Raw genomic sequence first — 26,584 nt, 5'->3', positions numbered from 1 at the left:
ATGATTAAAAATTTTATAAACCGACCGGTTTTATCCACCGTTATATCAATTATTATTGTTATACTCGGGGTGTTAGGGCTTATCTCGCTGCCGGTCACACAGTATCCTGACATTGCACCTCCCACAGTAAGCGTTTCAGCAAACTACACAGGAGCTAATGCGGAAACTGTAATGAAAAGTGTTGTAGTACCTCTGGAAGAACAGATCAACGGGGTAGAAGGGATGGATTATATCACTTCCAGTGCCGGAAATGATGGTTCTGCACAGATTCAGGTTTTCTTTAAACAGGGAATAGACCCGGATATTGCGGCCGTAAACGTACAGAACCGTGTGGCAAGAGCTACACCACTTTTACCTTCCGAGGTAACACGTTCTGGGGTGGTAACGCAGAAACAGCAGACCAGTGCACTGATGTATATGTCTTTCTATTCTGAAAACAAGGATCTGGATGATGTTTACCTTCAAAACTTCCTGAATATCAATATCATCCCTAATCTTAAAAGAATCAATGGTGTAGGGGATGCCAACGTTTTCGGCGGTAAAAACTACTCCATGAGAATCTGGCTGGATCCTGCAAAAATGGCTGCTTACAGTGTAACGCCTACAGATGTTACCAATGCCATCAACGAGCAGAGTAGAGAAGCAGCAGCGGGTTCTATAGGACAGAACAGCGGAAGCTCTTTTGAATATATCATTAAATATGTAGGTAAATTCAATGATAAGGAGCAGTACGATAATATCATTATCAAATCCCTTGGTGACGGGCAGAATTTAATGCTGAAAGATGTTGCCAAAGTAGAGCTGGCAGGCCAGTCTTATTCCGGTGTCGGAGAAAATGGGAACAATCCTTCCATCAGTATGGGACTTTTCCAGACTCCTGGATCTAATGCCCAGGAGATCATTAAAAATATCAAAACCTATCTGAAATCAGTTGAAGGAACCTTTCCGAAGGGAGTTAAATACACCTATAACTTTGATACCAATGAATTTCTTGAAGCTTCTATTGAAAAAGTAGTACATACCCTGATCGAAGCCTTTATTCTTGTATTTATCGTTGTATATATATTCCTTCAGGATTTCAGATCTACCCTGATCCCGGCTATTGCGGTTCCGGTATCTATTGTGGGAGCATTTTTCTTCCTGAATTTATTTGGATATTCACTAAACCTGTTAACCCTGTTCGCATTGGTACTCGCGATTGGTATTGTGGTGGATGATGCCATTGTCGTCGTCGAGGCCGTTCATGCCAAGATGGAACATGGTATTGCAGATGCCAAGAAAGCAACTGTAGAAGCTATGGATGAGATCACAGGGGCTATTATTTCTATTACTCTGGTAATGGCGGCGGTATTTATTCCGGTGACTTTCATTACAGGTCCTACAGGAGTATTCTACCAGCAGTTTGGGATTACTCTTATTATTGCAATCATTATTTCTGCAATCAACGCTTTGACTCTGAGCCCGGTTTTATGTTCATTGTTTTTAAAGCCTCACTCAGAACATCATAAAGAATACAGCAATCTTAATTTCCTTCAGAAATTCTTTTATAAATTCAATATTGCGTTCAAGACAACCACTGAACGTTACGGAAGAGGATTTGTATTTTTATTGAGACATAAATGGGTAACATTGATTATTTTCGCGGTTACCGGAGGTATTTTATTCTGGGCGAGCAGCACCATGAAAAAAGGTTTTGTCCCTACAGAAGACAGAGGAATTATCTTTACAGATGTTCAGCTTCCTCCGGGAGCTTCTATGGAAAGAACGTACAATGCTCTGAAGACCCTTCAGGCCAAAGCTTTAAAAGTTCCGGGTGTACAGAATGTCACGATTTCCACCGGTAGAGGATTCTTATCCGGAAACGGAAGTAACAACGGCCTTGCCTTTGTAAAATTAAAGCCATTTGATGAAAGGAAAAAAGATGGTCAGACCTCTGATGATATCACTAAAAAACTATTTGGAATAGTAGGTTCTGTTCCTGATGCCAAAGTTGTATTCTTCCAGCCGCCAAGTGTACCTGGTTTTGGTAACAGTGCCGGTTTTGAGATGGTCCTTTTGGATAAATCAGGCGGAGAATATGCAGATCTGGATAACAAAACAAATGAGTTCATCGGAAAGCTGATGGAAAGACCTGAGATAGAATTTGCCCAAACCTCATTCAATACAAAATATCCTCAGTATCAGATGGAAATCAATGTTCCTCTGACCAAACAGCTTGGTATTTCCGTAAGTGATATCCTGGCTACCATGCAGGGATATATCGGAGGTATTTATACTGCCGACTTTACAAAGTATGGAAAACAGTTCAGAGTAATGGTTCAGGCACTTCCTGAAAACAGAAAAAATATTGAAAACCTGAATGAGCTCTATGTAAAAACAGGATCAGGAGTAATGTCTCCTATTTCACAGTTCGTCACTCTGAAAAAAGCATATGGACCGCAGTCTGTAAGCCGTTATAACCTGTTTACTTCAGTAAAGGTAACGGGAGCTAACTCTGCAGGATACAGTTCCGGAGATGCCATTACCGCTGTACAGCAGGTGGCCAGTGAAACGCTAAACCAGAATTATGCGGTAGAATTTACCGGATTGACCAGAGAAGAATTAAATTCCGGTTCGCAGACCCTTCTGATTTTCGGATTAAGCTTAGTCTTTGTTTACTTTATTCTTTCTGCTCAGTATGAAAGTTATATCCTTCCGCTAATCGTTGTAATTTCTCTTCCTCTTGGGGTAATGGGAGCTTATTTCGGGCAGAAGATTATGGGCTTGGAAAACAATATTTACTTCCAGATCGCCCTGATCATGCTCGTAGGATTATTAGCGAAAAACGCAATCCTTATCGTTGAATTTGCTGTCCAGAGAAGGCATCATGGCGAAACCATTGTTATGTCTGCCATTAATGCAGCTAAAGCCAGGGTGAGACCAATTTTGATGACTTCATTTGCTTTTATTTTCGGTTTATTACCATTGGTTCTGGCGAGTGGAATTGGTGCGGTAGGTAACAGATCTATTGCAACGGGTGCAGCAATTGGATTATTAATAGGTACAATTTTAGGGCTATTTGTAATTCCGGTTTTGTATGTGATTTTCCAAACTTTACAAGAAAGAGTGAAGCCGATTAAAAAAGAAGAAATCAATTTAGCAGAATAAAATTAATTAGAGAAGTTAGAGGTTAGATATTAGAAATTAGCTCTAAATCTAGCTTCTAAACCTCTAATACCTAACTTCTAATTTCAAATAATGAAGAGTTTATTAAACATCATAAAAGGAATAACTTTTTCAGCTGTCATACTGGGCGCCATTACATCGTGCATGGCCAGAAAAGAGTATGAGAGACCGAAAAGTGTTGTAGACGAAAAGCTTTTCCGTACGGATATGTTGCCTTCAGACAGTACAACAGTTGCCAATATTTCCTGGAAAGAAATATTTACCGATCCTATACTTCAAAAGCATATTTCGAAGGCTTTAGATAACAATCTGGATATTAGAATTGCCCTGCAAAGTATCAATTCTGCAGAAGCTTATTTAAAGCAAAGTAAAGCAGCCTATGAGCCTACTTTAACAGTAGGCCCCGGTTATGCATTTCAGACTCAGTCTCTAAATACACAAACCGGACAGTTGTTTGGGCAACGACGTTATATCAATCAGCTTGATATTACAGCAAGTTTAGGCTGGGAAGCGGATATCTGGGGCAAAATGAAAGCTCAGGAAAAAGCTCAATTGGCTACTTATTTGGGAACTGTTGCGGCTCATAAGGCCGTAAAAAGTGATTTGGTGGCATCTATTGCTTCCGCTTATTATCAATTACTGACTTTTGATGATCAAAAAAGAATTATTACGGAGACCATTAAAGTTCGTGAGAAAAATCTAGAGACTACTAAGGCTTTAAAAATTGCAGGAACAGTAACAGAGGTTGCCGTTCAGCAAAGTGAGGCATTGGTTTTCAATGCAAAATCGTTATTAATTGATATGGATACCCAAATTCAGCTGTTGGAAAACACAATGAGTTTGCTGATGGGAGAGCCATCTCATACCATTGAAAGATCAACATTGGAAAGTCAGAAAGTTCCCATTGATTTAAGACTGGGATATCCTGCACAGCTATTGGCCAACCGCCCTGATGTAATGAGAGCGGAATACAATTTGATGAATGCTTTTGAACTGACCAATTCTGCGAAAGCTCAGTTTTATCCTACTTTAAAAATTACAGGAAGCGGAGGAATCCAGTCTCTTGATATTGATCATTTGTTCAGTGTCAATTCACTGTTTGCAAGTGTGGTAGGAGGTCTGGCTCAGCCGATCCTCAACCGAAGAGCCATCAAAACCAATTACGAAGTAAGTCTGGCCAATCAGGAAACGGCATATCTGAACTTTAGAAAAACAGTTCTTACAGCGGGAAAAGAAGTTTCAGATGCCATCCGTGTATTTTCTGTTCAGGATTCTTTTATAGACTTAAAGCAGAAGGAGCTGAATGCTTACAAAAATTCTGTTGAATACTCTCAGGAACTTGTCAACTACGGTATGGCAAACTATCTTGAAGTGCTCAATGCAAGTGTTAACTCATTAAATGCAGAACTGAATATTTCCAACGCAGAATACAGCAAAATGAAAGCCGCTGTAGAGCTTTATCAGGCTCTTGGTGGTGGATGGAAATAATAATTTTCAGCTTAAAAATATTAAAAACGTATGTCCGAAATGGCATACGTTTTTTATTGGTTAGACTTTTATATTGTTAAAATTTTTATAAAAAAGAAATATTTGTTTGTATATATGTAGTAGACTACGTAGTTTTGTATTGTAAAAATAACAATGATATGAAAGTACATATTCAACAACTGAATAATACGTATTCGGATCAGCTGATTGATCTGATTTTGACGATCCAGCAAAAAGAATTTAACGTACCTATTACGATAGAAGATCAGCCAGATCTTAAGCAGATTGAAAGTTTTTATATGGAACCAGGAGGAAATTTCTGGGGAGCTTTTGTAGAGGGCGAGCTGGTAGGTTCTATAGCATTGGTTAAATATGATGAAAGGGAAGGAGCCGTAAGGAAGATGTTCGTAAAAAAAGAATTCAGAGGAAAAGAGCTGAATATTGCACAGGAGCTTTTGGAAGTTTTGATTTCTTACTGTCGTGAAAACGGAATAGATGCCATATACCTGGGAACGGTTAATGTGTTAAAGGCTGCCATGAGATTTTATGAAAGAAATCATTTTTTACAGGTTGAAAAGGAAAATTTACCCAACCGCTTTCCATTGATGAGTGCAGACAATGTTTTTTATTCTTTACATATAAACCACACGGTATGAATATAATAGATGAATCAGGAATCCTGGCCATATCAACGAGATTGCAGCGTCTCAGTGAGCAGCTCAGAAAAGATGGTGCTTTGATCTATAAGTCATTCGGAATTGATTTTGAACCCAAATGGTTTCCTGTAATCTTTACCTTACATCACAAAAAAATGCTGAGTGTGGTAGAGATTGCCAACGAAATAGGATACACACATCCTTCAACCATAAGCTTACTAAAAGAGCTGGAAAAGCAGAAGCTGATCCAATCGAAAAAAGATAAACAGGATGAGCGAAAAAGACTGATCGTACTGTCTCCAAAAGGTCTTGAACTCATCGAAAAAATGAAACCGGTTTGGGAGTTGGTATCAAAAGTATTGGGAGAAATTGCAGATAATGAAAATCATCTTTTGTCAGCTATTAATGAGGCGGAAGAAAAAATTGCTATGCAGTCTTTTTACCAGCGTGCCATGCAGATGAAGAAAGAAATGGAATGATTGAAAAAAATGAAACCTGTAGTTTTTAATTACAGGTTTCAAAGCTTTTAAGCGTTTGTGATAAGCTTAAGTCTACGCTTTCTTGTGGAGAATACGGGGATCGAACCCGTCACCTTTAGACTGCCAGTCAGAAAATCTGTAATTTTATACGTATTAATGGCGTTTAAGCCCGGCTTTTTGTTATTTTAATCGGTGTAAAGATAATTATTGTTACCGATTTTGTTACTTTTTTTTTACAGAAATCTACCTGATAAAATCAACAAAAGGGACTTTAAGTAGTCCCTTTTTTATTTTTTATTCCTAACCATTTAGTATGTTGGGTCATATTTCCTTTTTTCTTTAGTGATCTATTTGGTGAAAACCTAAATCCATATGAAGGTAATCTGTAACTTTATCACATTCTGATATCACTTCTTTATAGGATGCGATAATATCCTCTTTTTCATATATTATGTGGCTTGCGTTAATATTGAATTGGATCGCTGTAAGATGAAGTTTTGCAGTTAGCAAGTATAACTTGTTTTTTTTAAATCTGCTCAGAAAAAGCATATTTTTGTACAGTACCTTATTGAACTGTTGATATGCTTCTTCAGGAGATTTTGAATCGGTTCCACGATCTACTTTACCCGAACTAATATTACTTAATAAAGCATCATAATTTTGTCTAGTCTGGGCAATTACTTCACAAAGACTTACATAGGCTTTAATTTTATAGGACATTAACTCATCACGCTCTTTTTGTTTCCTATTAAAACGTGCATTCAAAAATGCTGCAACAACAACGGCAACAATAGAAAAAATAGGAACTGATGCTTTTAGTATTTCAAGTATTTGAGCTAATTCATCTTTATTCATGTTTTTTGGCTGTAAATATAAATAATTCAATCGATGCAACAAAAACGGTTTTTAAATCATATTTTATTAAAGTATAAGTTTACATATGTACTTTTAACTTTCAATAAATCAAATATATAAATATTTTTGTTTGTGATATGATATATATGAAAAAACACCCTGAATTTGTTTTGCAACGACAAGTTTGTACTTATCTACGAGTGCAACATCCTCAGGTTCTTTTCATGTCGGACACAATTGCGAGCGTAAAACTTACCGAAGCTCAGGCAACAAGAAATGCAAGTATACAGAAGAGAGGTTTTAAAACCCCAGATTTAATCATTTTTGCACCTCGTGGAATTTATCACGGACTTTTCATTGAACTGAAAACAAAAACACCATACAAGAGAGACGGAACTCTTTTAGAAAATGCGCATTTGAAAGCTCAGGAAGAAACCATTCAGAATTTACGTAATCTCGGATATTATGCAGATTTCAAATGGGATTTACAGGATGCAGTAAAGCTTATCGATTGGTACTTAAATCTAAAGACAAATGAGGATTGATGTAAGAGACGGTGGATGTTCAAAAATCATGTACACAACCGAAAGAGAAGCAAGTGATGTAATTCATAAATGCAAACACGCAAGCAGTAGAAGTAAAATACCAAAGAGAAAGTATTACTGCAAAGAATGTCACGGATGGCATGTAACAAGTCAAAAGAATAAATCTAAATTTCAATAGTATGGATAAAGAAAAATTCATTCTGAGAAAAGCCTCAGATCTTACAAAGAAATCATTAACAAAAGCGGAAGTTTATGAGAATATTACACGATACAATAATACATCAATATATAGACACGCAATACCGCCGGAAGCCTACATCTCTGAAGAAGTGATACTAAGTATTATGCAAGATGGTTTTAAAGTGTCGAAAGGTAATATGATTGGTTTCATAGATGCGTGGATAATTGAATGGTAGAAAAACAAACGAACAGTAATATTTAACATTATTTAATATGGCTAACGTAGATACATACACCGATGAAGAATTAAAGGATGCTCTGATAAAAACATCAGGACAGCCAACAAAAGCAGCTGATATGTTAGGTGTGACGTATATCTCCGTATATGGTCGGATAAGAAAGAATCCGGAATTGCTTGATATCCAAAAATCAGCAAGACAAAAGACCTTCCAAGACATTAGTAATTTTCAAGTAGCTGCAGTTTTAGCTGGAATAGTTAAATCTCCCGAATTTGATGATGAAGGCTCAATAAAAAAAGACGAAAACGGGAAGGTTGTTTATATGGATGCTGTAGTTGGTGTGAATGCGAGAATGGAGTATGCAAGCCGATTAATGACGTTGTTTAAATCTGATGAAGGAATCAAAGACGAAACTGATGTAAATATAAAAACTGCTGTTGATACATCAAAGTTATCTGATGATACCTTAAATGATTTGATGGCAGCACTCAAAAACGATGAGAAGTGATAAGATTTTACTTTCCCAACTAAAAATACAGCTCTTTGAAATCTATGTAGAGAAATTCAGAAGGGGGAATTTTGATTTTATCACAACCCATCAAGGTGAAAAGCATTTAAAGCAAGAAGAAGCATTACAGATACTCTGTGATAAAGACACAAGAGAATTTCTATATGGTGGTGCTGCAGGTGGAGCGAAATCATGGACGGGCGCAAGTTGGTTGCTTTTTATGTCTCTACTTTATCCTGGTTCTAAATGGTTTATTGGACGTGAGGAACTAAAGAGAATTCGATCTTCAACATTAATCACGTTTCAGAAAGTTTGCAAAGCATATTCTATTCCTGCAAGTGAATGGAGATACAACGGCCAAGATAATTACATTCAGTTTAAAAACGGTTCCCGAATAGATATGCTGGATTTACAGAATAAACCGAGTGATCCGCTTTATGAAAGATTTGGTTCTTTGGAGTATACCGGTGGATGGATTGAAGAAGGTGGAGAAATTAATTTCGGTGCTTTTGATGTTTTAAATACGAGGGTAGGCCGTCATATGAATAAAGAATTTGGTTTGGTGCCGAAAATGTTCGTTACCTGCAACCCGAAGAAGAATTGGATGTACTCCCATTTTTATAAACCATTCAAAGCAAATCTTCTTGAGCCTATTCAGAAGTTTTTGCAAGCATTTGTACAGGATAACCCATTTATTGATAAACTCTACATTGAGCAGCTACAGAACACAAAGGATAAGGCGAAAAAGGAAAGGCTTTTAAATGGGAATTGGGAATATGATGATAATCCTTACAAACTTTGTATTTACGATAAGATTCTGGATTTATGGAGAAATGACCATCTGACAAACAGGCCAGAAAAATACATATCTGCTGACGTTGCTCGCTTTGGTTCTGATATAGCTTCGATTGGAGTGTGGCACGATTGGGATTTAATTGAAGTTCATGATTTTGAAATTAGTAAAACCACCGAAATACAAGCGTGTATTAAGTCAATGCAGAAAAAACATAATATTCCTAAAGATATGTGTATTGCTGATGCTGATGGAGTTGGTGGAGGTGTGGTTGATAATCTGGATATCATCGGATTTGTGAACAACGGGCGACCATTTGAGGAAGATACCGGAGATGGCAAAGAAGTTCCAAAATATAAAAATGCACAAACTCAATTATTAGTGTATTTGGCAGAACAAATTATCAATAAAAATAGAATGTTCATTTCAGCGGAATTGAGTGAGCAGCAAAAGGAAAGAATAAAAGAAGAATTGGACACAATCGAGCAAGATCCGGAATTTGATGTGATAACCTTAGTCAATAAAAAAGAAATTAAGGAAAATATCGGAAGATCACCCGATTACCGAGATATGATCTTAATGAGAGCTTATTTCGATTTCAACAAGCCAGTAAGAAACAATTTGAACAGAATAGCATCAATGATATAATGGACGAAAAATTTAACAACCTCAGCACCATCGGTGAAAAAATCGCATATCTCAAGGATAACGGTTTAGAACTTCCCAATATTGAGCAATTCAATAATGAATGGGATGAGAATAAGCACCGCATCATGACTGATCTTTACAATTACCCTGACAGAATTGTGGAGTATGAGTACACGGATGAAGAAGGCAAAAAGAAAGAAGGAAAGCGTATCGAAAAGCTCAACCGTATTCCTCTGGCCTATCAGAAAGAGATTGTTGCCAACGCAGTCACATTTCTTTACGGGAACCCAGTGAAGTATACCAACAATATCGAGGATACTTCCATGTTTGATGCTTACATGAAGATCCTGGACAAAGAAAAGATGATATTCATAGACCGAGAAATTGCCAAGACTAATGGCCGTTTCACTCAGTGTGCTGAATTATGGTGGGTAGATGATGAGGTAAATCAGTTCTATGGTTTTCCGTCGCAGTTTAGGCTGAAGGTTACCGTGCTTTCTCCGGATAAAAATAAAATGTACCCTTACTTTAACGACCAGAGTGACATGGTTGCTTTTCTCCGGGAATACGAAAAGAAAATCAACGGCCAGAAAGTAAAATACTATGAAATTTACACGGCTGAACGGATCGCAATATTACGAGATGCAAATGGTGGAATAGAGGTCGTTTCAGAGACCGCAAATTCAATTGGTAAAATTCCAATTGTATTCTATCAGTTTGACAATGTAGAATGGTCCAAAGCCCAGAAGGCTATCGAAAGATTGGAAGAGATTTCCAGTGATGCAGGGGAGGTGAATAAGAAGTTCTCAGCGCCTATATTAGCGTTGACTGGTGAAGTGACTGGAAGCTTCTCAAAAGATAAAACCGGAAAGGTTCTGCAGCTTACAGGAGATAAAGCTAGTGCGGTATTTGTTCAGCCACCAAACGCAAGTGAGTCACTTTCCAACGAGAAAGAAGACTTGGAAACGATCCTTTACAAAATGACCAATTCAGTCAATATCTCTCCGGAAGCACTCGAAGGCATGGGGAATATGCTCGCAACCGAAAACGCTGCCTACTTATTCATGCTACCTCACCTGAAGGTAATGGATAAAATGAGTGTGTATGTGCCGGCGCTGAAACGTAGAATGTCAATTGTTAAATCATTCCTGCAGTTAATGAATACAAGTTTCAGAAATTCGGATTTAGATGCAGAACCAGTGATTACGCCTTACATCATAAATAATGTTGGTAAGTTCTACGAGATGTTAATGACGGTGAACGGGAATCAGCCATTATTTAGTCAAAGAACTACGATGGAGCAGGCAGGAGTTAAGAATATTGATGAAGAGATAGAGCAAATCAAGTCTGAGCAGGAATTAAAAATGAGTAACGATTTATTATGAAAGGAACATTTGACGGCTTAACCGAAAAAGAAAGAGAAGGTATCAAAGAAATAGGTAATAAGGCTATGCAAGATTATCTTAAAGCTTTGAAAGCTTATGAAGAAATGGTCGCAAACATCAAAAATGGCAGTAAGTGACCCCCGACGAAAGACATATCAAGCGAATAAACAGATACCTCAGGAAAATCAACGGGCTTTTTGACGATCTTGTAAGAGATATTGCTTTGCTAGTTGTAAAACAGAGGCTAACAGGCAAGATATTTCGTTTCAGAGATTACCAGAAAATTACTACCCAAGTAAGCAATGCCCTGAATACATACCATGATAATCTTTTCTCATCCATCCAAACGTACACTAAGTATGAATGGGACTATGGAAATGCTAAAGTCAGTGAAATACTTGCAGAGAACCTAGCAAAAATAAAAGGAAAGGTTTCAGGACTCGCCTATGATGTTAAATTGAAGGAAATCTCTACACACTCTCAAAACAAGAAAGCACTTGAAGCATTCCAGGAGAGAAAGAAGGGTAAATTTACCGTCTCTGATAGAGTTTGGAATATTACCAAGCAAGCCAAAGAAAACCTAGAAATTGCCATAGATGATGCGCTCAGTGAAGGAATGTCTGCTCAGGATCTGGCCAGAAAGATAAAACATAACCTGAATGATCCCGATAAACTATTCAGAAGAGTACGAGATAAGCACGGAAATTTAGTTTTGTCTAAAAACGCGCAATCTTTTCATCCCGGACAAGGTGTTTATCGTTCAGCTCATAAAAATGCACTTCGTTTGGCAGCCAATGAGATCAATACAGCTTACCGAGAAGCAGAACAACTGCGAATCATGAGTAACAATGACGTCGTAGGTCAGAAGATTAATTTAAGTCCTCAACATAAGGTTTATGATATGTGTGACGAGCTGCAAGGAAGTTACCCGAAGGATTTCAATTGGTCAAGTTGGCATGTTGGCTGCAAATGCTTCCGAACTATGATCCTTAAATCTCAATCCGAACTCATTACCGAAATAAACAACAGTCAAAACCTATCACCAGAAGCATCGGCGAACTTTGTCTCAGGTGTTCCAGACAATTTCCACTCATGGCTCTCAGAAAATCGTGAGACTTTGGAAAAGAGAAAAAGTAAGCCTTATTTCTTAGAAGAAAATAAAGAAAAGTTAAAACATTTATTATAATTGTTTTTAAATCTGTTTTCTATTTCCCCAATAATGCATTGAAGCTTCTTTCATTTTATTATCCTCCCATATAAAGAATGGAGGAGTTTCCACTTTTTTATTTCTAATCATGTCATCTCTTGTTTCAAATAAAACTTCAGTGATACTTAAAAAAGATTTGTCAATTAACCATTTAGCAGAAAATGCCAGTGTTGTTGGAATATTCCCATTCTCTTTAGTGAATTCTGGAAAATGTGATTTTAGCGTGTCTGTAACTAAAAATCTTACTTTCTTATTTTCATAACTAATATGAATGTTTCCAACGGAATGTTCCGTGTGAATTAAGTGAGATCTATGTTGTATTAATGGAAATACGAAATTGTCGTCAATTTTAGTGAGTGCTTCTATCATTTCAACACTACAATAAAGATTCTTTTTTTTATTCTTATCTGTTCTGAATGTGTTCCATTTTGGCTTATCTAATTTTTCTTTTCCATGAATGAAATTTATTAAACTGAATAAATAATCGAAGATAGAACATACGTGATATACCATGCTGTCAAACAAAGAGTAAATTTCTTCGGCAGCCTGCCTTTGATATGAATGAAATTCCATTCGATTCTCAATGGGCGACAACTTATTCAAGTTCGTTTCGATAAGATCCTGGAATTGAAGCAAAAGATTAAAATGAAATCTAGCACTTTGTAGTCTAAAAATAACATTATCCCTAAACTTGAATATTTCAGAATCGCCAAATTTATCATTGATATAACATTTATAATCCATCGCTACAGCAAGAAATCTATCATGTAATCTAACGAATTTATCATCTATTCTTTTAGATTCTTGAAGTCTATCACCTATATCACGCAAGTAATTGTTTTCCATAACCCAAATATATTAAAAATCCCCAACCGTAGCCGAGGATAAAACTAATAACCATGAGACAGTAAGATGTCAGCTTAGATTTCCTCGATTGATCTTAGAAGTTCATCTTTCCGTTTATTAAGCTTTTCCAGCGTTTCTTTTCTAACAGCATTGAAAATATCAGTGCCGTTTTTAAAATTCTCAGTTTCACCAATTGCGCTTTCAGAAGAATGACTCCAAGTGTTTCGTTGTATTGTTATACTTGTGATGTGTTCCCAAAGAGATATGTTATTTCTTACTTTAATAAACTCTTCGTGAAGTTTTGATGCTTTTTCTAATTCCTGTAATTCCATATCGTTTTTTTTTATTAGTGCTGGGCTAGGGTGGAATACTATTTCAATTCAGAAATAAATTCCACATATTTATCAGGATTACCACAGTAAAGCTTTTTAATCGCTTCATAAAAATTTATAATCTCTTTGTGATTGCTGAATATTTTTTTAGGCAAATGATAGGTATATTCACCATCGTAATTAAAACTTATTTCAGTGTTTGTCTCAAAGAATTTTATAAGACTTCTGATTATGGTTCTTGATTTATCAGCACTACAAGAAAAGCCTTCCTTTTCCTTTACAAGTCTTAAAAACATTCTCTCAACAAAATTGTAGTTTTCGTAAATAAACTCAATGTCAGGATTTTTTGAAACTGAACAATTGATCATTCCACTTACAAACTTTTCGAACGGATAAATAACAGCAAAGAAAAATTCTTCGGGACCATCAAAGGAAGTTATCTTGTTCGTTTGAATAATTTGCTTGTATAATTCTATCTGTTCTTTTTTGATTGATACAGTTAAAGCATCTAATACGTCTTTAATTTCACTCATGACTAATAATTTTATTTCTGTCTTACAAAAATAGTACAATAAAAGGTACTATACAATATATTGTACTATATTATTTATATTTGCAATATGGATTTCAAAAAGCAAGTCGGGGAAAGCCTGAAAAAAGCACGAAAAGATAAAGGATTGACTATGCTTCAATTAGCTGAATTGATGGGAAAAGACCGTGTGACGATTACTCGATATGAATCAGGAAAGCAAAACTTATCAATTGAAACAATTACCGAAATTTGCAAAGCACTTGAAGTTTTGCCAGAATTAATCCTTAAAAACTCTGAAAAGCCTTAATGACGTCACAAGAACACACCGAATACGACCGCCTCACCCACGAAATGGAGCTACACTTTATAGCTCTCACTCCTTTGTTTATAGAATACTGTGAGAATGTAATTTTCGGTGAAGAAATCGAGGATCTGAGGTATTACTGTTTTCACTTCTACAATGACAACTACCTTTCTCATCTGTACCAGAAACTATCGTACCGGATTGAACGGCTTTATAAGGAAGTAGACTCTAAACAATATCCAAATCTTTCCAATGCCTTTGCTAATCTCCTTATTTACCTAAAAGAACCAATTACCCGGGAAAATGACTTAGAATACAAAGCTGAGAATTTTGTGTACTGGCGAAATCAGATATTGCAAGATCCGGCTTTAGCTCGTAATGGAAGTTTTAGGAAGTATTTAGTAGCGTTGTAGTTTTTGCTTTTTGATAAAGCTTTTTGTTATATTTGTGGAAAATCATTAAATATCATGTTTGTACAAATTTTTAGAAGCACTACACTGTACGTTGTAGTAAATGTTAATCATATTGTGTTCTTAGAGCCTAATGGACAAGAAGGATGTACGGTAAAATTAAGCACAGGAGATTCCTTTTATGCAGTAGAAAGCTATGAAACTATCATGGAAAATATAAACAATGCCATAAAGTAGGTTTTAATTGTATTATCGAAAAAAAACCCCTTAATTGGGGCTTTGTCTTTATTTTACATCATCATCTTCATTGTCGATTTCAATGGATATAATGCTGTTTTTTAGTACTTCTGCTGGGTATATTTGTTCGTTTCCTTTTAGATCTTTATTTGTAAAAGCATCCTGTTTTCCTGAAATACAGAACATGATATGTTCCTTGATTTCTTCTAATTTTTCAGATGCCACATTTAGTTTGAAGTTACCACTAGCATGTCTAATAGTAATAATGAAGTTTTTCATGTTTAAAAAATTTATGTTTATTAATAATTTTTGTTCAAAGTCAGTTCTTTTCCTTTAAGTGCAAAAAGTAAGTTTTGTAATTGATGCACAGAAACCGGCTGATTCCATAATGTCAACACCCTCACAGAAGACGCATTTGAAATAAAAAACTCACCATCTTCAAAATCTAAAGTTTCAAGGCTTGATATTTCAATTGATAATAACTGAGGATGGTCTTTAATTTTACTATCGCTATACTCAAAACCTAGCTTTAAAAGCCATTCTTCGGTTAAGGGTATGGGGAAAAAGCACTCGGCATCACCTTCAAAAGAATCTGTGTATATTTTATTTCCAATTACCCCATTTACTACTATTGGATTAACCTTAGTATTTAAAGGATAATTGATAAAATTTCCCATTCTTAATTCGATTGCTTCCATAATAAATATATCTCTTATTTCATTTTATCTTTTAAAGCATTGTATAATGCCAATCCTTTCCGTTTAGCTTGATACGAGTTGCTATTAATAATATTAGTTGACATTATGCCGAATTGATCGTTAAAATCTTTTATGCATTCTTCAAAAGTTTCATAATTTACCCTTAATCCTAAATCTCTCAATTGTCTTTTATCATCCGCATTAAATCCATCTTTATCTATTTGCTTTTTAATAAAAATTAAGTCCAAAACATCACAATCTAAAATTAGAGATATTTCGTATAATCTCCCATGTATTTCGTATTCGTTCATAATTCAAATTTAAGTTAATTTTATTTCATTTATTACTTCATATCCTTGAGACTTCAGGCTTTCAATTGCATCCTGTACTGGTAATACACCATCTAAGTGATCGCCTATTCTTTCATGTCTCACTGCTACATCATTAATATTTAATGACAGAACACCCCAACGATACCGAATGTACATTGGTTTATTATCAATAGTTCCCTCCCAAATCATTGGACAGCCACCGCAAGTTTCTTTTTGAAGAACAATTACACTACCCATATACTTCAATTTGTTTTAAAAGAAGATCTGCGTCTTCAGTAGTTGTCGGCTGAGGAATCTGTTTAAACACAATTCCATTCTTCGGTGATGCTCCGGTAATAGTTTTGTCTTTGTGTACCGTTAATGAGTTCCAAATGTTCTCGGATAGTTCTTTCTGATAGTTGGTGCAGAAGGTAACACCTGATCCGTCTCTGATTGTTTCCTTCTGATATTCTTTTTCAGTTAGGAAATCGTAAAAATTAAAGTTGCTCATTTTTTATTTTTATTATGTTCGCAATATTCGCTATTTCCGTTAGTGTTTCTCCCATTTTATTTAGTGCTGACACCAATGGTCTTGTATCTATTTTAGAGATATGTTGCAACATGTTTCTAAATTGCTTCATTTGAATTATTAGTACTTTCTTCTGGATTCGTTTTGCATTACTCATATTTAATTATTTACCTGTTAACATTACATTTATTTCTTTTAATCTATTTTCAATCTGTATTTTTTCCTCATTGAGTTCTTTAGACCTGTATGCTAAGGCAGGAGTAATGTTTTGAATTGTAATTTCTTCAAGATGAATTTCATAATATTTCTGTGGCGAAAAGAAATCAATAATATCTTGCCTATCACCTTGTGCATAACCTAATGATTTGGTCGTTTTACCTTCGGCATCACCTTCTGTTGTTACTTTGTAGATTTTCATTTCGTTTAATTTTTAGCTATTACTTTTGTTTTCGCCGCCTCCAAGGACTTTAATTTTATCTCAGGGGTTTTATAGACCAAGGTATCTGTTGCCGTCCAATTGGCTTTTATTTGTTCTAGTGTCATGGCTTAATCATTTGGGTCGATTTCACCATTCTTCACCATTTCATCATAATCAGCTTTCATCGCAGGAGCCAATTCTTCCCAACATTTTTCACAAAACCAATTAGAATCGTCATCACTCGTCATTGTCTCTATATCTGTTTCTTTTTCGCAACTCTCACATTTCATCAATGGAATTACATCACCTACTTCCGTTGTCATAAATAATGGTTGCAAGGGCTGACCGAAAGTTTTCACTGAAAGGAAAAGTTTTTTAGTTTCTTTTAATTTCTCAATTTCGACGTCGGTCAACTCCCAACAGATCGATACATCACCATTAATTGCTGTGTGTGCGGGTAATGGTTGATATTCTGGTTGATTTACTGCAAAAACTGTATTAGTGTATTCAAAGTTAATTGGTATCATCGTCTTTTATTTTTAGGTTTAATAAATTTAGGTTTCAAATTCTTTTTCCCGTTGGGGAGTAAGCCGTATTTCTTCATAGGGAATCACTTTTAACTAATACACATAATTCATGACCTTTCTCTTTTTTGAAATCAGGTGTCCAACGATTGATTTCATAAGCACAACTGCTACAATAATGCATTCGGGTACTATGATTGTAAAACATAGCATTTTGACTATTACAAGCGGTTCTATTGCATTCACCGTGCAATTCTCCTTTCTTAACTTTATGATACATCATGTTCTCAACCTGTGGCCCATAAGTGTCATAAGCCACATCGAAGGCGCTTTCATGATCATCTGCTTCAATGATGAATGAATAATCTTTTTTTTCTGTTTCAAATTTCCATTTCATGAATATTTTATTTTGATGAATTAAAAGGATGGTTCAGTTTAAATTCTTTTTCAACACAATCTAACAGGAATTGTATGGGGTAGTCCATTGTGTATTTGCTTCCAACCAGACTTTCCTTTTGTTGAATATATGTTTCTGCGTAGTATTGTTTCAACTCGTCAAGGGTAGATACATTCCAGCAATCTAAGCAGGTCGCAAATGTTCCTCTATTCTCTAATGTTGTAACGCTTTTCGACTTCGTGCATGGCCAAGGTTTACCACATCGTTCACAGCATGAATAACCCGGAAAATTATCTCTTAGATGCTGATTTGAATTAAATAACAAGCTTTTCATATCCTTTATTGTTTAAGCCACTCAATTACTTTATGAGTATGGAATATTGGTGATTTTCTTTTTTCGCGGTATTCGTAGCCGTCAACGATTAATTCTTCTGGATATATTTTGTTTTCCAGTAACGTATAAACTCTTCTTTTTGATTTGTTCAAAACCTTGCAAAAAGCTTCCATTGTCATTGTAGGGTTTTTTATCAGATTGAACATTTCCGCGTATTCCATGACTTCCAAAACAGTCATATCCGCACATCTCTTTTTAAATATATCATTCATATGTTTCAAAAACAGCTTTTAAAGTAATACTTTAATTAATTACTGCTAATATACATTATTACATATTGTTATACAATAGTATTGAAAGTATTTTTGACGTACTAATTAACAATTAACAATTCAAGTAATGTTTGAACAAGAAATCCTAACACAGCTTAAAACCAAGTATAAAAACTTGGGGTTGAGTGAAACAATTTTGAAAGCCAAAGCAAAACAATTGTCTAAGGCGGTCGAAAAACAGGAAGACATTGAAAATGCAGTAGCAGGGGTAGAGGATGATTTGGCAATATTCCAATCATTCGCTGATCAAAACCGAACGTTGGCTAAAGAGATTGCAGATTTGAAAAAGGAAAAAGGGGCAGCTAATCCTGAACCTACTCCTAATCCAAATCCTGAACCAGCAAATCCTAATCCAGCACCAACGGGCGAACCAGAACCAGCATGGGCGAAAGCAATAAGAGAACAAATGGAGAAACAAAACCAACTTATCTCTGGCTTCCAAGCTGAAAAAACAGCACAAACCAATGCTCAAAAACTGCAAAGCAAATTAGACGAGCTGCAAGTATCTAAATCTTACTTAGACATTCTCCCACAATCACCAACTGAAAGAACCTTTCAAAGTGATGAAGAAATTGAAGCCTTTGCAGCAAGCTTAAAAGCTAAATCAGACGCTTATGAGCAGTCGTTAAGGACTGTATGAGAAGTGGGAAATAAAAACGGCAGGTACGTACACTAATTTCAAAGATGCAAGTGATCAGCCTATTGAAGTAACTACTGCAGATCTGGATAAAAAACTTGTCTACATTAACGTAACAAATGGAGTGTCAAAACTTGATATCACAAGTATTCCGGGAAATCCAATGGCAACAATATATGATTCAAATAATGAAACCGAATCTATTAGTGCAAAAATAACTGATAAAATGCTGTTTGGAAATTTTGACCCAGTTGTTGAAAATAAAAATTACGGTGTTTCAACACAGGCGTCAACAACTAATACGGCTAGTGGTTTTGTTTATTGGGTTTCAGGAAACGTTTTTCCTGAAGCAGGAACAGGAAAAACATTAACCATTAGATGCTTTTCAGCCGGGAATCTTTATTTTAAAGTTTACACAGATAACGGAACAAGCTATGTCCATAGAGCAAGTAAAACAATTGCTGTAACTACAGGATTAAATACATTACCATTAGACGATTTTGCCTTTCAAAAAAATGATGTAATTTTTATAGGAGGGGTACAGGTTTACTTTATTGCTGGGGGAGCAGAGGGGTATACGGGATTGCTAGGATCTAACACATACGCAGCGAGCTCAACCGCAAGTATAACAAAGTCATCTTTATCGCCATCAACAGCTGCTATAGAATTTAGAATTAACTATGACAACACCTCATATGAGCCAACAGGAGGACGTGTAGTATCTGAATTGAAAAGTGATAATAATGATGATCTACACTGGCCATCTATGAAACTGGTAAATTCTCTTATAGGAAATAATGCCGCCAAGCCAATAACGGAGGTCCTATTAATACCTAGTTATGGACAGTCTTTATCAATTGGGACTGATGGTGGAGCTTCTACATTTACTACGCCTGTTGATATAGCGTTCACAACCGGAAATGTAAACTCTAATATTCAAGATATGAATGGCGGGTATGTTGAGATGTTTAAAGAAATGGCAAAACAAAATAACTATACTCTTCCAACAGACTTTAAAATAATGACTTGCTTAGGAGGCGCAGGAGGAAAATCAATCACTGAACTATCGAAAGGCTCTTCATATTATAATACATTAATCAGTAATGTTCAGACAGCTAAAAATACAGCCAATTCACTAGGTAAATCGTTTTCAGTGCCTGCATTTTGCTGGACGCAGGGAGAAGAAGATTATCGCGCAGGTGGTGTAGCGGCTAATTATGGTACAGGAAATTATGTGCCGACTGAATACGCTACAAAACTTATAAAACTTATAGATGATCTAAACACGGATATTAAAGCCATTACAGGTCAAACAGATGATGTTAAGTGCATAATGTATCAACTAGCATCTCATAATCCTTATGGGAGATACCCTAGAATTGCAATCGAACAATTAAAAGCAGCAACGCTAGATAAACGTATAATTCTAGCAAAGACCATGTATGATGTAGAATACAATGCTGATGGCGTGCATCCACCAAACAAAACCTATAGAAACATGGGAAATCATTACGGTATAGCTCTTTTTGACGCAATTGTTAAAAATGAACACCGACTGCCCATTTATCCAATTAAAAGTACTGTAGTAGGATCTTCAATATATATCCAATTTCAAGTTCCGGTGAAGCCTTTGGTTTTTGATGAAGCATGGGTTTCTCCATTAGCAGACGGAAAGAAAGGATTTAGTTTGGTAAACGTAGCAAATGAGTACTCAACAACTGCGACAATTGCAGCATCTTCAACAACTATTACTAATGTTGAATTAGTGAGTTCTGATACAGTTAAAATTACAATGTCTGGAACGCCTGCTGCAGGCACTCGCCTGACATACGGTGTTAACGGAGTTGGTTCAGATGTAATCAATGGCACATACCCTACACTCAGGAGATCAGGAAGAACAGAAGGCGCAAGAGGAAACCTGAGAGACTCACAAACTTATTTTAATCCGGTTGGTAATTATTTCAATCTCTACAATTGGGCTACAATATTTGAAATCATTCTTTAATGAACAACATAACTCTATATAGGAACGGGAATCCTCTTTTCAATTTAATTGAAAGGGGGAAACGTTCTGTGGATTCTGCTTCTCTAAATCGTGTTTTACTTTCTGATGATTCGGTTTCAATCAAATTGAATTCACGAGAAAAATTAGATATACTAATCAATGATTATTTTGTTTTATTCGGCTCTGTATATAGAATCAATACTCTTCCCGGTTTAACAGAGATAAACAGCACACGTTTTGAATATGCTATTACAGCTCAGGGGTTGATGTTTGATTTATTGCGCTGCAAGTTCTTTAATGCGGATGGAACCGGATTCAAAACAGATACAGATTTTCCTTTAATCGGCACAATAGAGACTTTCCTTATTTGCCTAAAAAACAATATGGAGCGATTTTCTACAGGGTGGGAGATTGGAAACTTTACCAATGGGGAAACCAAAACACTGACCTTCGGGGACGACACATGCCTTTCCGCACTTCAGAAAATCTGCAATGAATTCAAAACTGATTTTTGGATCAAATATGAAAATGGCAAGTTCGTAATTCATACTGGAGACTACGGGAAGAAAGTTCCGATCAAATTTGAATATGGCAAGGGAAAAGGATTAACGGGCTGGAACCGTAACAACGTTGATGAAAATGACATCATCAATCGTCTCTACGTATCCGGTGGTTCCAACAATATCCCGAATGAGTACCGCAACTTCAGTACTAAATTAAAACTACCGGGTGCTGACTATCTTGAAGATCCGGCCGCGATTGCTTCTTTTGGACTAAAAGAAGGATCTATAACCTTTGATGATATTTACCCGCACAGGACCGGCAAAATTACCGCGTTAGGAGATACAAAATTCAAGTTTTCAGATTCTACGATGGACTTTGATTTGAACGAAAAAGAAACGGACGGAGTTACTACAAAATATTTGGTTGCCGGAACATCTGCAAAAGTACACTTCAACACCGGAAATCTGGCTGGCTATGAATTCGAGATAAAAAAGGGTGGATATAATCATACGACAAAAACATTTGAAATTATTCCATTCAAAAACGACCAAGGTCAAAGTTTTCCAGACGAAGCTTCTGCGGCTTTTCAATTAGCTTTAGGTGATGAATATGTCATATTAGACATTGTAATGCCAAAAACATACATTGATAACGCTGAAAATGAGTTATTAATAAAAGGGATTGAACAATTCGACTTGCATAAAAACGCAAAGGTTTCTTATGATCTGGAAGTAGATCCGGCATACATGGAAAAGATAGGATTAGGCAGGTTTGATATTGGAGATTATATTCAGGTTTATGATCCTATATTCGGGATTGACAAAGTTCTTCGAGTGAATCAGATTACGACTGATTTCATCCAGAGTGGAGAATATAATCCTTATCGAACAAAAATCGTAATTGCAGATACTTATGAGATCAATTACAGCTCTCAACTTATTCTGGATATCAAGGAGATTAAAAACGTGATGTCGATTACCAACTTGGGGCAGATCAATTACTCGAAGATAGGGCTGAAGACAACTCAGGAGCTGCAGAATCTCGTATTTGATACGGACGGATTCTTTGATCCGGAAAATATACGCCCGAATTCAATTGAAACAAATATGCTTACCGTTGGCGCAAAGAGCCAGCAAATAAGTTGCTCAGTTGTATTTTACGTAATGTTTGAGAACAACAAGAATAAGATAAAAGTTAATGCCGGATTGATTTATTCTCAAACATTTGAAAAGACCTGGAATATTCCGGAAGATGTAGTAACCATACCGGATGACCAATATCGGTACGTTTATGCTGTTTGTTCTAAAACAGACAATACAGCTTCGATGGTTTTTACTCAGGATAAAAAATTGTTTGATGAAGATCCAAACGATTACTATTTTCTTATAGGAATTCTACATTCAGTTGTTGATAATGTGCGTGTGCTTTCTATTACTGTTGGAACAACCACTATAAATGGGGGATTGATCAGGACCGGGATAATTTCATCCCTTGACGGACAAATGACAATCAATTTGGACACACAAGAGATCAAGGCTAAAATAAAATTCCTGAACGGTTCAGACGGATTCACCTCTATTAATGGAGGTGTAGTAACGAGTGAGAGAATAGAAGTGGGTGATGGAACCGAAAGAAACGCATTTATATCAGGAATTACGGATGCAGGAGAAGAAAGCATACGATTTGCAGCAGGCGCTGACTATGATCATAAAGATGACGCGCCCTTCAAAGTACTTGATAATGGAAAGCTGATAGCTGAAAATGCAGAGATAGAAGGTAAAATTTCTTCATCTGAAGGAGTTATAGGCAATTGGTCTATTACAAACGACTCGTTAACTAGCCAAACAGGAAGAATTATGTTTGGAACCGTAGACACGTTTGATAATCTGGAAGATGGATTAATAATCGCAGGTAATACATTTCCAACCAATCCGAACATCTTAAATAACTTTAGAATTCGCAGCAATAAGAACGTTATCAATAAAAATAACATTGCGGCTGATATAGTGGCACAAGGTCCTGGTGCTAACTTCGCTTTAAGCCTAAGTGCGTCTGGAGGCACGGGAAACAATGCTCTTACGATTGATCAAGGAAATATTGCTATAGGGAGTGATGTAGGACAAACGGTTTTAATAACATATAAAGACACTGTCGGGAATAACAAAGCCCTACGTTTTGAAAGGGGAATTTTAGTTGCATACGGCTAAAAAAAATAATCAATGAAAGAATTTATAATTAAAAATCTAATTTCAATTCACTCAGGTGGAGTGGGTGGGAAGATTTGGGCTTCATTAAAATTGGCGGCGGTCCCAGCGGCTGGATGGTCAATTTCTGAAAGAATTACAGGATGGTATCTTGAAAGGGAGACTTACATTATTATACTGGCTTTCTCGTTGATTGCAGATTTAATTTTAGGAGTGTGGAAGCACTTGGAGAATCACAGCTTTTCTTTTGAAAAAATGTTACTGGGGTTTACAAAGAAGCTCGCATTCTCCATTGTTTTTTATTTTTTCTCTGAAGCTTTTTTACAGATTTTAGAAGATTCAGGATATGAATCATTAGCTATAACCGGATTTCTAAGATTTTTACTGTTTGCATGGCCAGCTGGAAACGTAATGGTTAACATGGGAATTCTTACAGGTGGAAAATTTCCGCCGCTATTTGTTCTTAATAGGATTGCTAAATTCAATAAGACAGGAGACTTGAAAGAATTGAAAAATATCACCAATGAGACTGAAAATACTAATAATAATCCTTCTGAGTAGTTTTCTCCTGGGTTGCAGGACAAAGCAAAAAACATCTTTCTATTCCAAGGAAGGTAAGACAGAAATTGAGCGCGCTTCACTGGATTCTGTAAAAGAAAACACAGTGAAAGAATCAACAAAGAAAGTAACCGATCAAGCCGTCAAAAAGCAAACTGAAGATTTTTCCGGAGACATCGTGATAAAGGGCAAAAGCGATACGCTGAATCCTTTGATCTTTCATAACGTAGTTGCTGGGGACACGCTTCAGAGTATTTTGATACGTGGAAAAGCTGATTACTACATTTCTAATCACTATAAGAAATCAAACGAGGACAAAAAGGAAATGTCCAGCGATGAAAAATTAAATGTGATACAGCAAACGGCCCGGGATATGGTTTCAAAAGAGACGATTAAGGATGTTGCTTCTAAAGTTGAGCAGGGAACTAAGAAGATAAAGTCAACAGGTTTTCAGGCTGGTTTATGGGTAGTCTGTGCAGTATTGGGAATTGTGGCAATTCTAATTTTTGCCATCTATAGATATTTTAAAAGAAAATGACAGAAACAATGCTAAAGGTTGGATTGATCTTTACATATTACTTACTCGGTTTGGGCTCCGGCATATGTTTAAAAACAATAATTGACGAAATACTAGAAAAATGAAAACATCAAAAAAAGGAATAGATTTAATTTTGTCATTCGAAGGGTTTAGTTCTAAGCCTTATCTGGATGCTGCCGGAATACCTACGATTGGATATGGAAATACTTACTATCCAGGTGGGAAAAAGGTGACCATGAAAGATGCATCGATTTCAAAAGATAAAGGAGAAGAGATCTTTGCTGCAGTTCTTCCGGTGTATGAAAAAATAGTAATGAATAAAATTAAGGTGTCACTAACACAAAACCAATTTGACGCACTGGTTTCTCACACTTACAATACAGGAGGTTCAGATACTTTATTTTCACTCATCAATAAAAATGCATCTGATGATTCGATCCGAAATTGGTTTACAACAAAATACATTACATCAGGTGGTAAAGTCTTAAAAGGCCTAATCCGGAGAAGAAAAGCTGAAGCTGATTTTTACTTCTCTAAATAGCTTTACGAGAACACTTATTTTAACATAATAAAAAAGTTAAAAAAAAATAAGGCTTCCCATAATTGTGAATAAAAAACAATTTGTATACTTGTATTAAGATTGCAATCACAAAATTTAACAATTTAAAAATTAGACAATTATGAGAAAAATTATCCTATTAGCAGCTTTCGGAGTTGCTGGCCTTATGGGGGCTAAAGAAACAGTTGAAAACAAAATTGAAACCAAAGGAAGTGCTAAAGTTGCTTTTGAGCTTTGTGGAGTAATGGTAACTTATTTTGATGCCCAAGGAAAAATGTATGATCAAAAATGGTTTACCTCTGATCAACCCACTTTATCGGCTTGTCAATCATATCAAGATGGGGTTATTTCCAATTTACAAAGTCAGGGATATAGAGTTGAAAAAGCTGCTACTGGAGCAAGTACTGATGTAAATTAAAATTATGAAAAAGTTTCTTTTTCTTTCCTTTATTCTTTTTTTGGGAACCTTATCAGCTCAAAAACAGATACATATAAAATACATGAATGTAAGGTCTACTATTGCAAATGTGTATGAAGATCTGTATAGTAATGGGAAAAATGTAATTTCTAAACAAGACGGAAATATTATATACACAAATCCTGAATTTGACAAAAAAAAGAAAGGAAAAGATTATTTCTTCATTTCTGATATAGATAACAATACAAAGGATTCAAAAGTTTTCTTATTCACAGAGAGTTTAGGATATTCTTCGGAAAGTGATTACTTTGTACATGATAATGTGCCGAAAATAAACTGGATAATAGATGAAAGTTCTACTAAGTCTATTTTAGGCTATGAATGTACAAAAGCTACAGCAGTTTTTAGAGGATCAAATATTACTGCTTATTTTGCGAAAAAAATACCATATTCAATTGGCCCTTTCAAATTTTATGGACTACCTGGCGCAATTTTGGATGTCCGAGTAGATGGACAAAATTATGATTTATGGAAAGCCATAAAAGTAGAAACGGGCAATACAGATGAAATCGAATATAAACCTCAATTTCCCAGTCTTGAAAAAGTTCAAATGAAAAAACTTATAGAGCTAAAGGACAAGGATCGGGAAAGATTTTCAAACAACATCAATGTTCCTGGAAGTACCGGAAGAAGTGTGGCCAAAAGATTTGGTGTAGAAAAAGTTTTTGAATGGGAAGAACAACCCACTAAATAAAAAAAGGTTGCCTCACTTTGGGGCAACCTTTTCTTTGTATTTAAAAATTATACTT

The 26,584-nt window shown here is 35.8% G+C and carries 34 protein-coding genes; 21 read left to right on the top strand and 13 right to left on the bottom strand.

The features are described 5' to 3' along the window. From LC418_RS14140 to LC418_RS14125, 4 genes are all read left to right on the top strand, one after another. Complete coding sequence (locus LC418_RS14140; protein ID WP_223559614.1) at positions 1-3,147, top strand: efflux RND transporter permease subunit; 3,147 nt, start codon at positions 1-3, stop codon at positions 3,145-3,147. 90 nt (positions 3,148-3,237) lie between these two features. Beyond that, the gene (locus tag LC418_RS14135) at positions 3,238-4,653 is read left to right on the top strand and encodes a TolC family protein (protein ID WP_111953234.1); all 1,416 of its coding nucleotides are present in this window, start codon (positions 3,238-3,240) and stop codon (positions 4,651-4,653) included. A 158-nt stretch (positions 4,654-4,811) separates the two neighbouring features. After that, on the top strand, positions 4,812-5,309 hold the full coding sequence (locus tag LC418_RS14130) for a GNAT family N-acetyltransferase (protein ID WP_223559613.1): 498 nt from the start codon (positions 4,812-4,814) through the stop codon (positions 5,307-5,309). Continuing rightward, positions 5,306-5,788, top strand: coding sequence for a MarR family winged helix-turn-helix transcriptional regulator (locus LC418_RS14125; RefSeq protein WP_111953238.1), 483 nt, complete (start codon positions 5,306-5,308; stop codon positions 5,786-5,788). Before LC418_RS14130 ends, LC418_RS14125 begins: the two co-directional genes overlap by 4 nt. Before the next feature lie 339 nt (positions 5,789-6,127). Here the strand turns inward: LC418_RS14125 and LC418_RS14120 are convergent, their stop codons facing one another. Then, on the bottom strand, positions 6,128-6,643 hold the full coding sequence (locus LC418_RS14120; RefSeq protein ID WP_223559612.1) for a hypothetical protein: 516 nt from the start codon (positions 6,641-6,643) through the stop codon (positions 6,128-6,130). Positions 6,644-6,867: 224 nt separating this feature from the next. On the opposite strand from LC418_RS14120, the gene LC418_RS14115 reads away from it, so the two are divergent. The 7 genes from LC418_RS14115 to LC418_RS14085 all read left to right on the top strand — a co-directional run bounded on the left by LC418_RS14115 (position 6,868) and on the right by LC418_RS14085 (position 12,127). Beyond that, a complete protein-coding gene (locus LC418_RS14115) occupies positions 6,868-7,188 on the top strand; it encodes a VRR-NUC domain-containing protein (protein ID WP_223559611.1) in 321 nt (106 codons plus the stop codon). Positions 7,189-7,367: 179 nt separating this feature from the next. Continuing rightward, the gene (locus tag LC418_RS14110) at positions 7,368-7,604 is read left to right on the top strand and encodes a hypothetical protein (protein WP_223559610.1); all 237 of its coding nucleotides are present in this window, start codon (positions 7,368-7,370) and stop codon (positions 7,602-7,604) included. A 37-nt stretch (positions 7,605-7,641) separates the two neighbouring features. Next, positions 7,642-8,115: a hypothetical protein gene (locus LC418_RS14105; RefSeq protein WP_223559609.1), complete on the top strand. Its 474-nt coding sequence runs from the start codon at positions 7,642-7,644 to the stop codon at positions 8,113-8,115. Next, the gene (locus tag LC418_RS14100; protein ID WP_223559608.1) at positions 8,105-9,556 is read left to right on the top strand and encodes a phage terminase large subunit; all 1,452 of its coding nucleotides are present in this window, start codon (positions 8,105-8,107) and stop codon (positions 9,554-9,556) included. Before LC418_RS14105 ends, LC418_RS14100 begins: the two co-directional genes overlap by 11 nt. Then, positions 9,556-10,941, top strand: a complete 1,386-nt coding sequence (locus LC418_RS14095) for a phage portal protein (protein ID WP_223559607.1) — start codon at positions 9,556-9,558, stop codon at positions 10,939-10,941. The genes LC418_RS14100 and LC418_RS14095 overlap by 1 nt, the downstream gene beginning before the upstream one ends. Next, entirely contained in the window at positions 10,938-11,078 is a 141-nt protein-coding gene (locus LC418_RS14090; RefSeq protein ID WP_223559606.1) for a hypothetical protein, read from the top strand. The genes LC418_RS14095 and LC418_RS14090 overlap by 4 nt, the downstream gene beginning before the upstream one ends. Beyond that, on the top strand, positions 11,075-12,127 hold the full coding sequence (locus LC418_RS14085) for a hypothetical protein (RefSeq protein ID WP_223559605.1): 1,053 nt from the start codon (positions 11,075-11,077) through the stop codon (positions 12,125-12,127). The genes LC418_RS14090 and LC418_RS14085 overlap by 4 nt, the downstream gene beginning before the upstream one ends. Before the next feature lie 6 nt (positions 12,128-12,133). Here LC418_RS14085 and LC418_RS14080 read toward each other — a convergent pair whose 3' ends face one another. The 3 genes from LC418_RS14080 to LC418_RS14070 all read right to left on the bottom strand — a co-directional run bounded on the left by LC418_RS14080 (position 12,134) and on the right by LC418_RS14070 (position 13,859). Continuing rightward, on the bottom strand, positions 12,134-12,994 hold the full coding sequence (locus tag LC418_RS14080) for a hypothetical protein (RefSeq protein WP_223559604.1): 861 nt from the start codon (positions 12,992-12,994) through the stop codon (positions 12,134-12,136). A gap of 74 nt (positions 12,995-13,068) precedes the next feature. Next, positions 13,069-13,326, bottom strand: coding sequence for a hypothetical protein (locus LC418_RS14075; protein ID WP_223559603.1), 258 nt, complete (start codon positions 13,324-13,326; stop codon positions 13,069-13,071). A gap of 38 nt (positions 13,327-13,364) precedes the next feature. After that, entirely contained in the window at positions 13,365-13,859 is a 495-nt protein-coding gene (locus LC418_RS14070) for a hypothetical protein (RefSeq protein WP_223559602.1), read from the bottom strand. A gap of 87 nt (positions 13,860-13,946) precedes the next feature. On the opposite strand from LC418_RS14070, the gene LC418_RS14065 reads away from it, so the two are divergent. Both LC418_RS14065 and LC418_RS14060 read left to right on the top strand, forming a co-directional pair. Next, complete coding sequence (locus LC418_RS14065) at positions 13,947-14,165, top strand: helix-turn-helix domain-containing protein (RefSeq protein WP_223559601.1); 219 nt, start codon at positions 13,947-13,949, stop codon at positions 14,163-14,165. Between the two features lie 44 nt (positions 14,166-14,209). Beyond that, on the top strand, positions 14,210-14,575 hold the full coding sequence (locus LC418_RS14060) for a hypothetical protein (RefSeq protein ID WP_223559600.1): 366 nt from the start codon (positions 14,210-14,212) through the stop codon (positions 14,573-14,575). A 282-nt stretch (positions 14,576-14,857) separates the two neighbouring features. Here LC418_RS14060 and LC418_RS14055 read toward each other — a convergent pair whose 3' ends face one another. From LC418_RS14055 to LC418_RS14015, 9 genes are all read right to left on the bottom strand, one after another. Then, positions 14,858-15,088, bottom strand: a complete 231-nt coding sequence (locus LC418_RS14055; RefSeq protein WP_223559599.1) for a hypothetical protein — start codon at positions 15,086-15,088, stop codon at positions 14,858-14,860. 20 nt (positions 15,089-15,108) lie between these two features. Further along, a complete protein-coding gene (locus LC418_RS14050) occupies positions 15,109-15,507 on the bottom strand; it encodes a hypothetical protein (protein ID WP_223559598.1) in 399 nt (132 codons plus the stop codon). A gap of 14 nt (positions 15,508-15,521) precedes the next feature. Then, positions 15,522-15,818 (bottom strand): hypothetical protein, encoded by a 297-nt coding sequence (locus LC418_RS14045; protein WP_223559597.1) that lies wholly within the window; start codon positions 15,816-15,818, stop codon positions 15,522-15,524. Between the two features lie 9 nt (positions 15,819-15,827). Next, positions 15,828-16,076 carry a hypothetical protein gene (locus tag LC418_RS14040; RefSeq protein ID WP_223559596.1) on the bottom strand — a complete coding sequence of 83 codons (249 nt, stop codon included), beginning with the start codon at positions 16,074-16,076 and terminating at the stop codon, positions 15,828-15,830. After that, entirely contained in the window at positions 16,069-16,329 is a 261-nt protein-coding gene (locus LC418_RS14035) for a hypothetical protein (protein WP_223559595.1), read from the bottom strand. Before LC418_RS14035 ends, LC418_RS14040 begins: the two co-directional genes overlap by 8 nt. Before the next feature lie 181 nt (positions 16,330-16,510). Continuing rightward, complete coding sequence (locus LC418_RS14030; protein ID WP_223559594.1) at positions 16,511-16,765, bottom strand: hypothetical protein; 255 nt, start codon at positions 16,763-16,765, stop codon at positions 16,511-16,513. Positions 16,766-16,893: 128 nt separating this feature from the next. Further along, positions 16,894-17,292 (bottom strand): hypothetical protein, encoded by a 399-nt coding sequence (locus tag LC418_RS14025; RefSeq protein ID WP_223559593.1) that lies wholly within the window; start codon positions 17,290-17,292, stop codon positions 16,894-16,896. Between the two features lie 73 nt (positions 17,293-17,365). Further along, on the bottom strand, positions 17,366-17,686 hold the full coding sequence (locus tag LC418_RS14020; protein WP_223559592.1) for a hypothetical protein: 321 nt from the start codon (positions 17,684-17,686) through the stop codon (positions 17,366-17,368). Positions 17,687-18,025: 339 nt separating this feature from the next. Next, a complete protein-coding gene (locus LC418_RS14015) occupies positions 18,026-18,292 on the bottom strand; it encodes a hypothetical protein (protein ID WP_223559591.1) in 267 nt (88 codons plus the stop codon). A gap of 127 nt (positions 18,293-18,419) precedes the next feature. On the opposite strand from LC418_RS14015, the gene LC418_RS14010 reads away from it, so the two are divergent. The 8 genes from LC418_RS14010 (at position 18,420) to LC418_RS13975 (ending at position 26,529) form a co-directional block, all read left to right on the top strand. Beyond that, positions 18,420-18,992, top strand: coding sequence for a hypothetical protein (locus LC418_RS14010; RefSeq protein ID WP_223559590.1), 573 nt, complete (start codon positions 18,420-18,422; stop codon positions 18,990-18,992). A gap of 160 nt (positions 18,993-19,152) precedes the next feature. Then, on the top strand, positions 19,153-20,994 hold the full coding sequence (locus LC418_RS14005) for a sialate O-acetylesterase (RefSeq protein ID WP_223559589.1): 1,842 nt from the start codon (positions 19,153-19,155) through the stop codon (positions 20,992-20,994). After that, positions 20,994-23,705: a phage tail protein gene (locus LC418_RS14000; protein WP_223559588.1), complete on the top strand. Its 2,712-nt coding sequence runs from the start codon at positions 20,994-20,996 to the stop codon at positions 23,703-23,705. Before LC418_RS14005 ends, LC418_RS14000 begins: the two co-directional genes overlap by 1 nt. Positions 23,706-23,717: 12 nt before the next feature. Further along, entirely contained in the window at positions 23,718-24,263 is a 546-nt protein-coding gene (locus LC418_RS13995) for a hypothetical protein (protein WP_223559587.1), read from the top strand. Then, on the top strand, positions 24,226-24,798 hold the full coding sequence (locus LC418_RS13990; RefSeq protein WP_223559586.1) for a hypothetical protein: 573 nt from the start codon (positions 24,226-24,228) through the stop codon (positions 24,796-24,798). Before LC418_RS13995 ends, LC418_RS13990 begins: the two co-directional genes overlap by 38 nt. A gap of 100 nt (positions 24,799-24,898) precedes the next feature. Further along, complete coding sequence (locus LC418_RS13985; protein ID WP_223559585.1) at positions 24,899-25,339, top strand: lysozyme; 441 nt, start codon at positions 24,899-24,901, stop codon at positions 25,337-25,339. Between the two features lie 139 nt (positions 25,340-25,478). Next, the gene (locus LC418_RS13980) at positions 25,479-25,775 is read left to right on the top strand and encodes a hypothetical protein (protein ID WP_223559584.1); all 297 of its coding nucleotides are present in this window, start codon (positions 25,479-25,481) and stop codon (positions 25,773-25,775) included. Between the two features lie 4 nt (positions 25,776-25,779). Further along, positions 25,780-26,529 (top strand): GLPGLI family protein, encoded by a 750-nt coding sequence (locus LC418_RS13975; RefSeq protein WP_223559583.1) that lies wholly within the window; start codon positions 25,780-25,782, stop codon positions 26,527-26,529. Positions 26,530-26,584: the final 55 nt, after the last annotated feature.

The sequence above is a fragment of the Chryseobacterium lathyri genome (assembly GCF_019970085.1).
GTDB classification, from domain to species: Bacteria; Bacteroidota; Bacteroidia; order Flavobacteriales; family Weeksellaceae; genus Chryseobacterium; species Chryseobacterium lathyri.
Note: the sequence above shows the minus strand (reverse complement) of the source record. Positions and strands in the feature narration are given on the sequence as shown.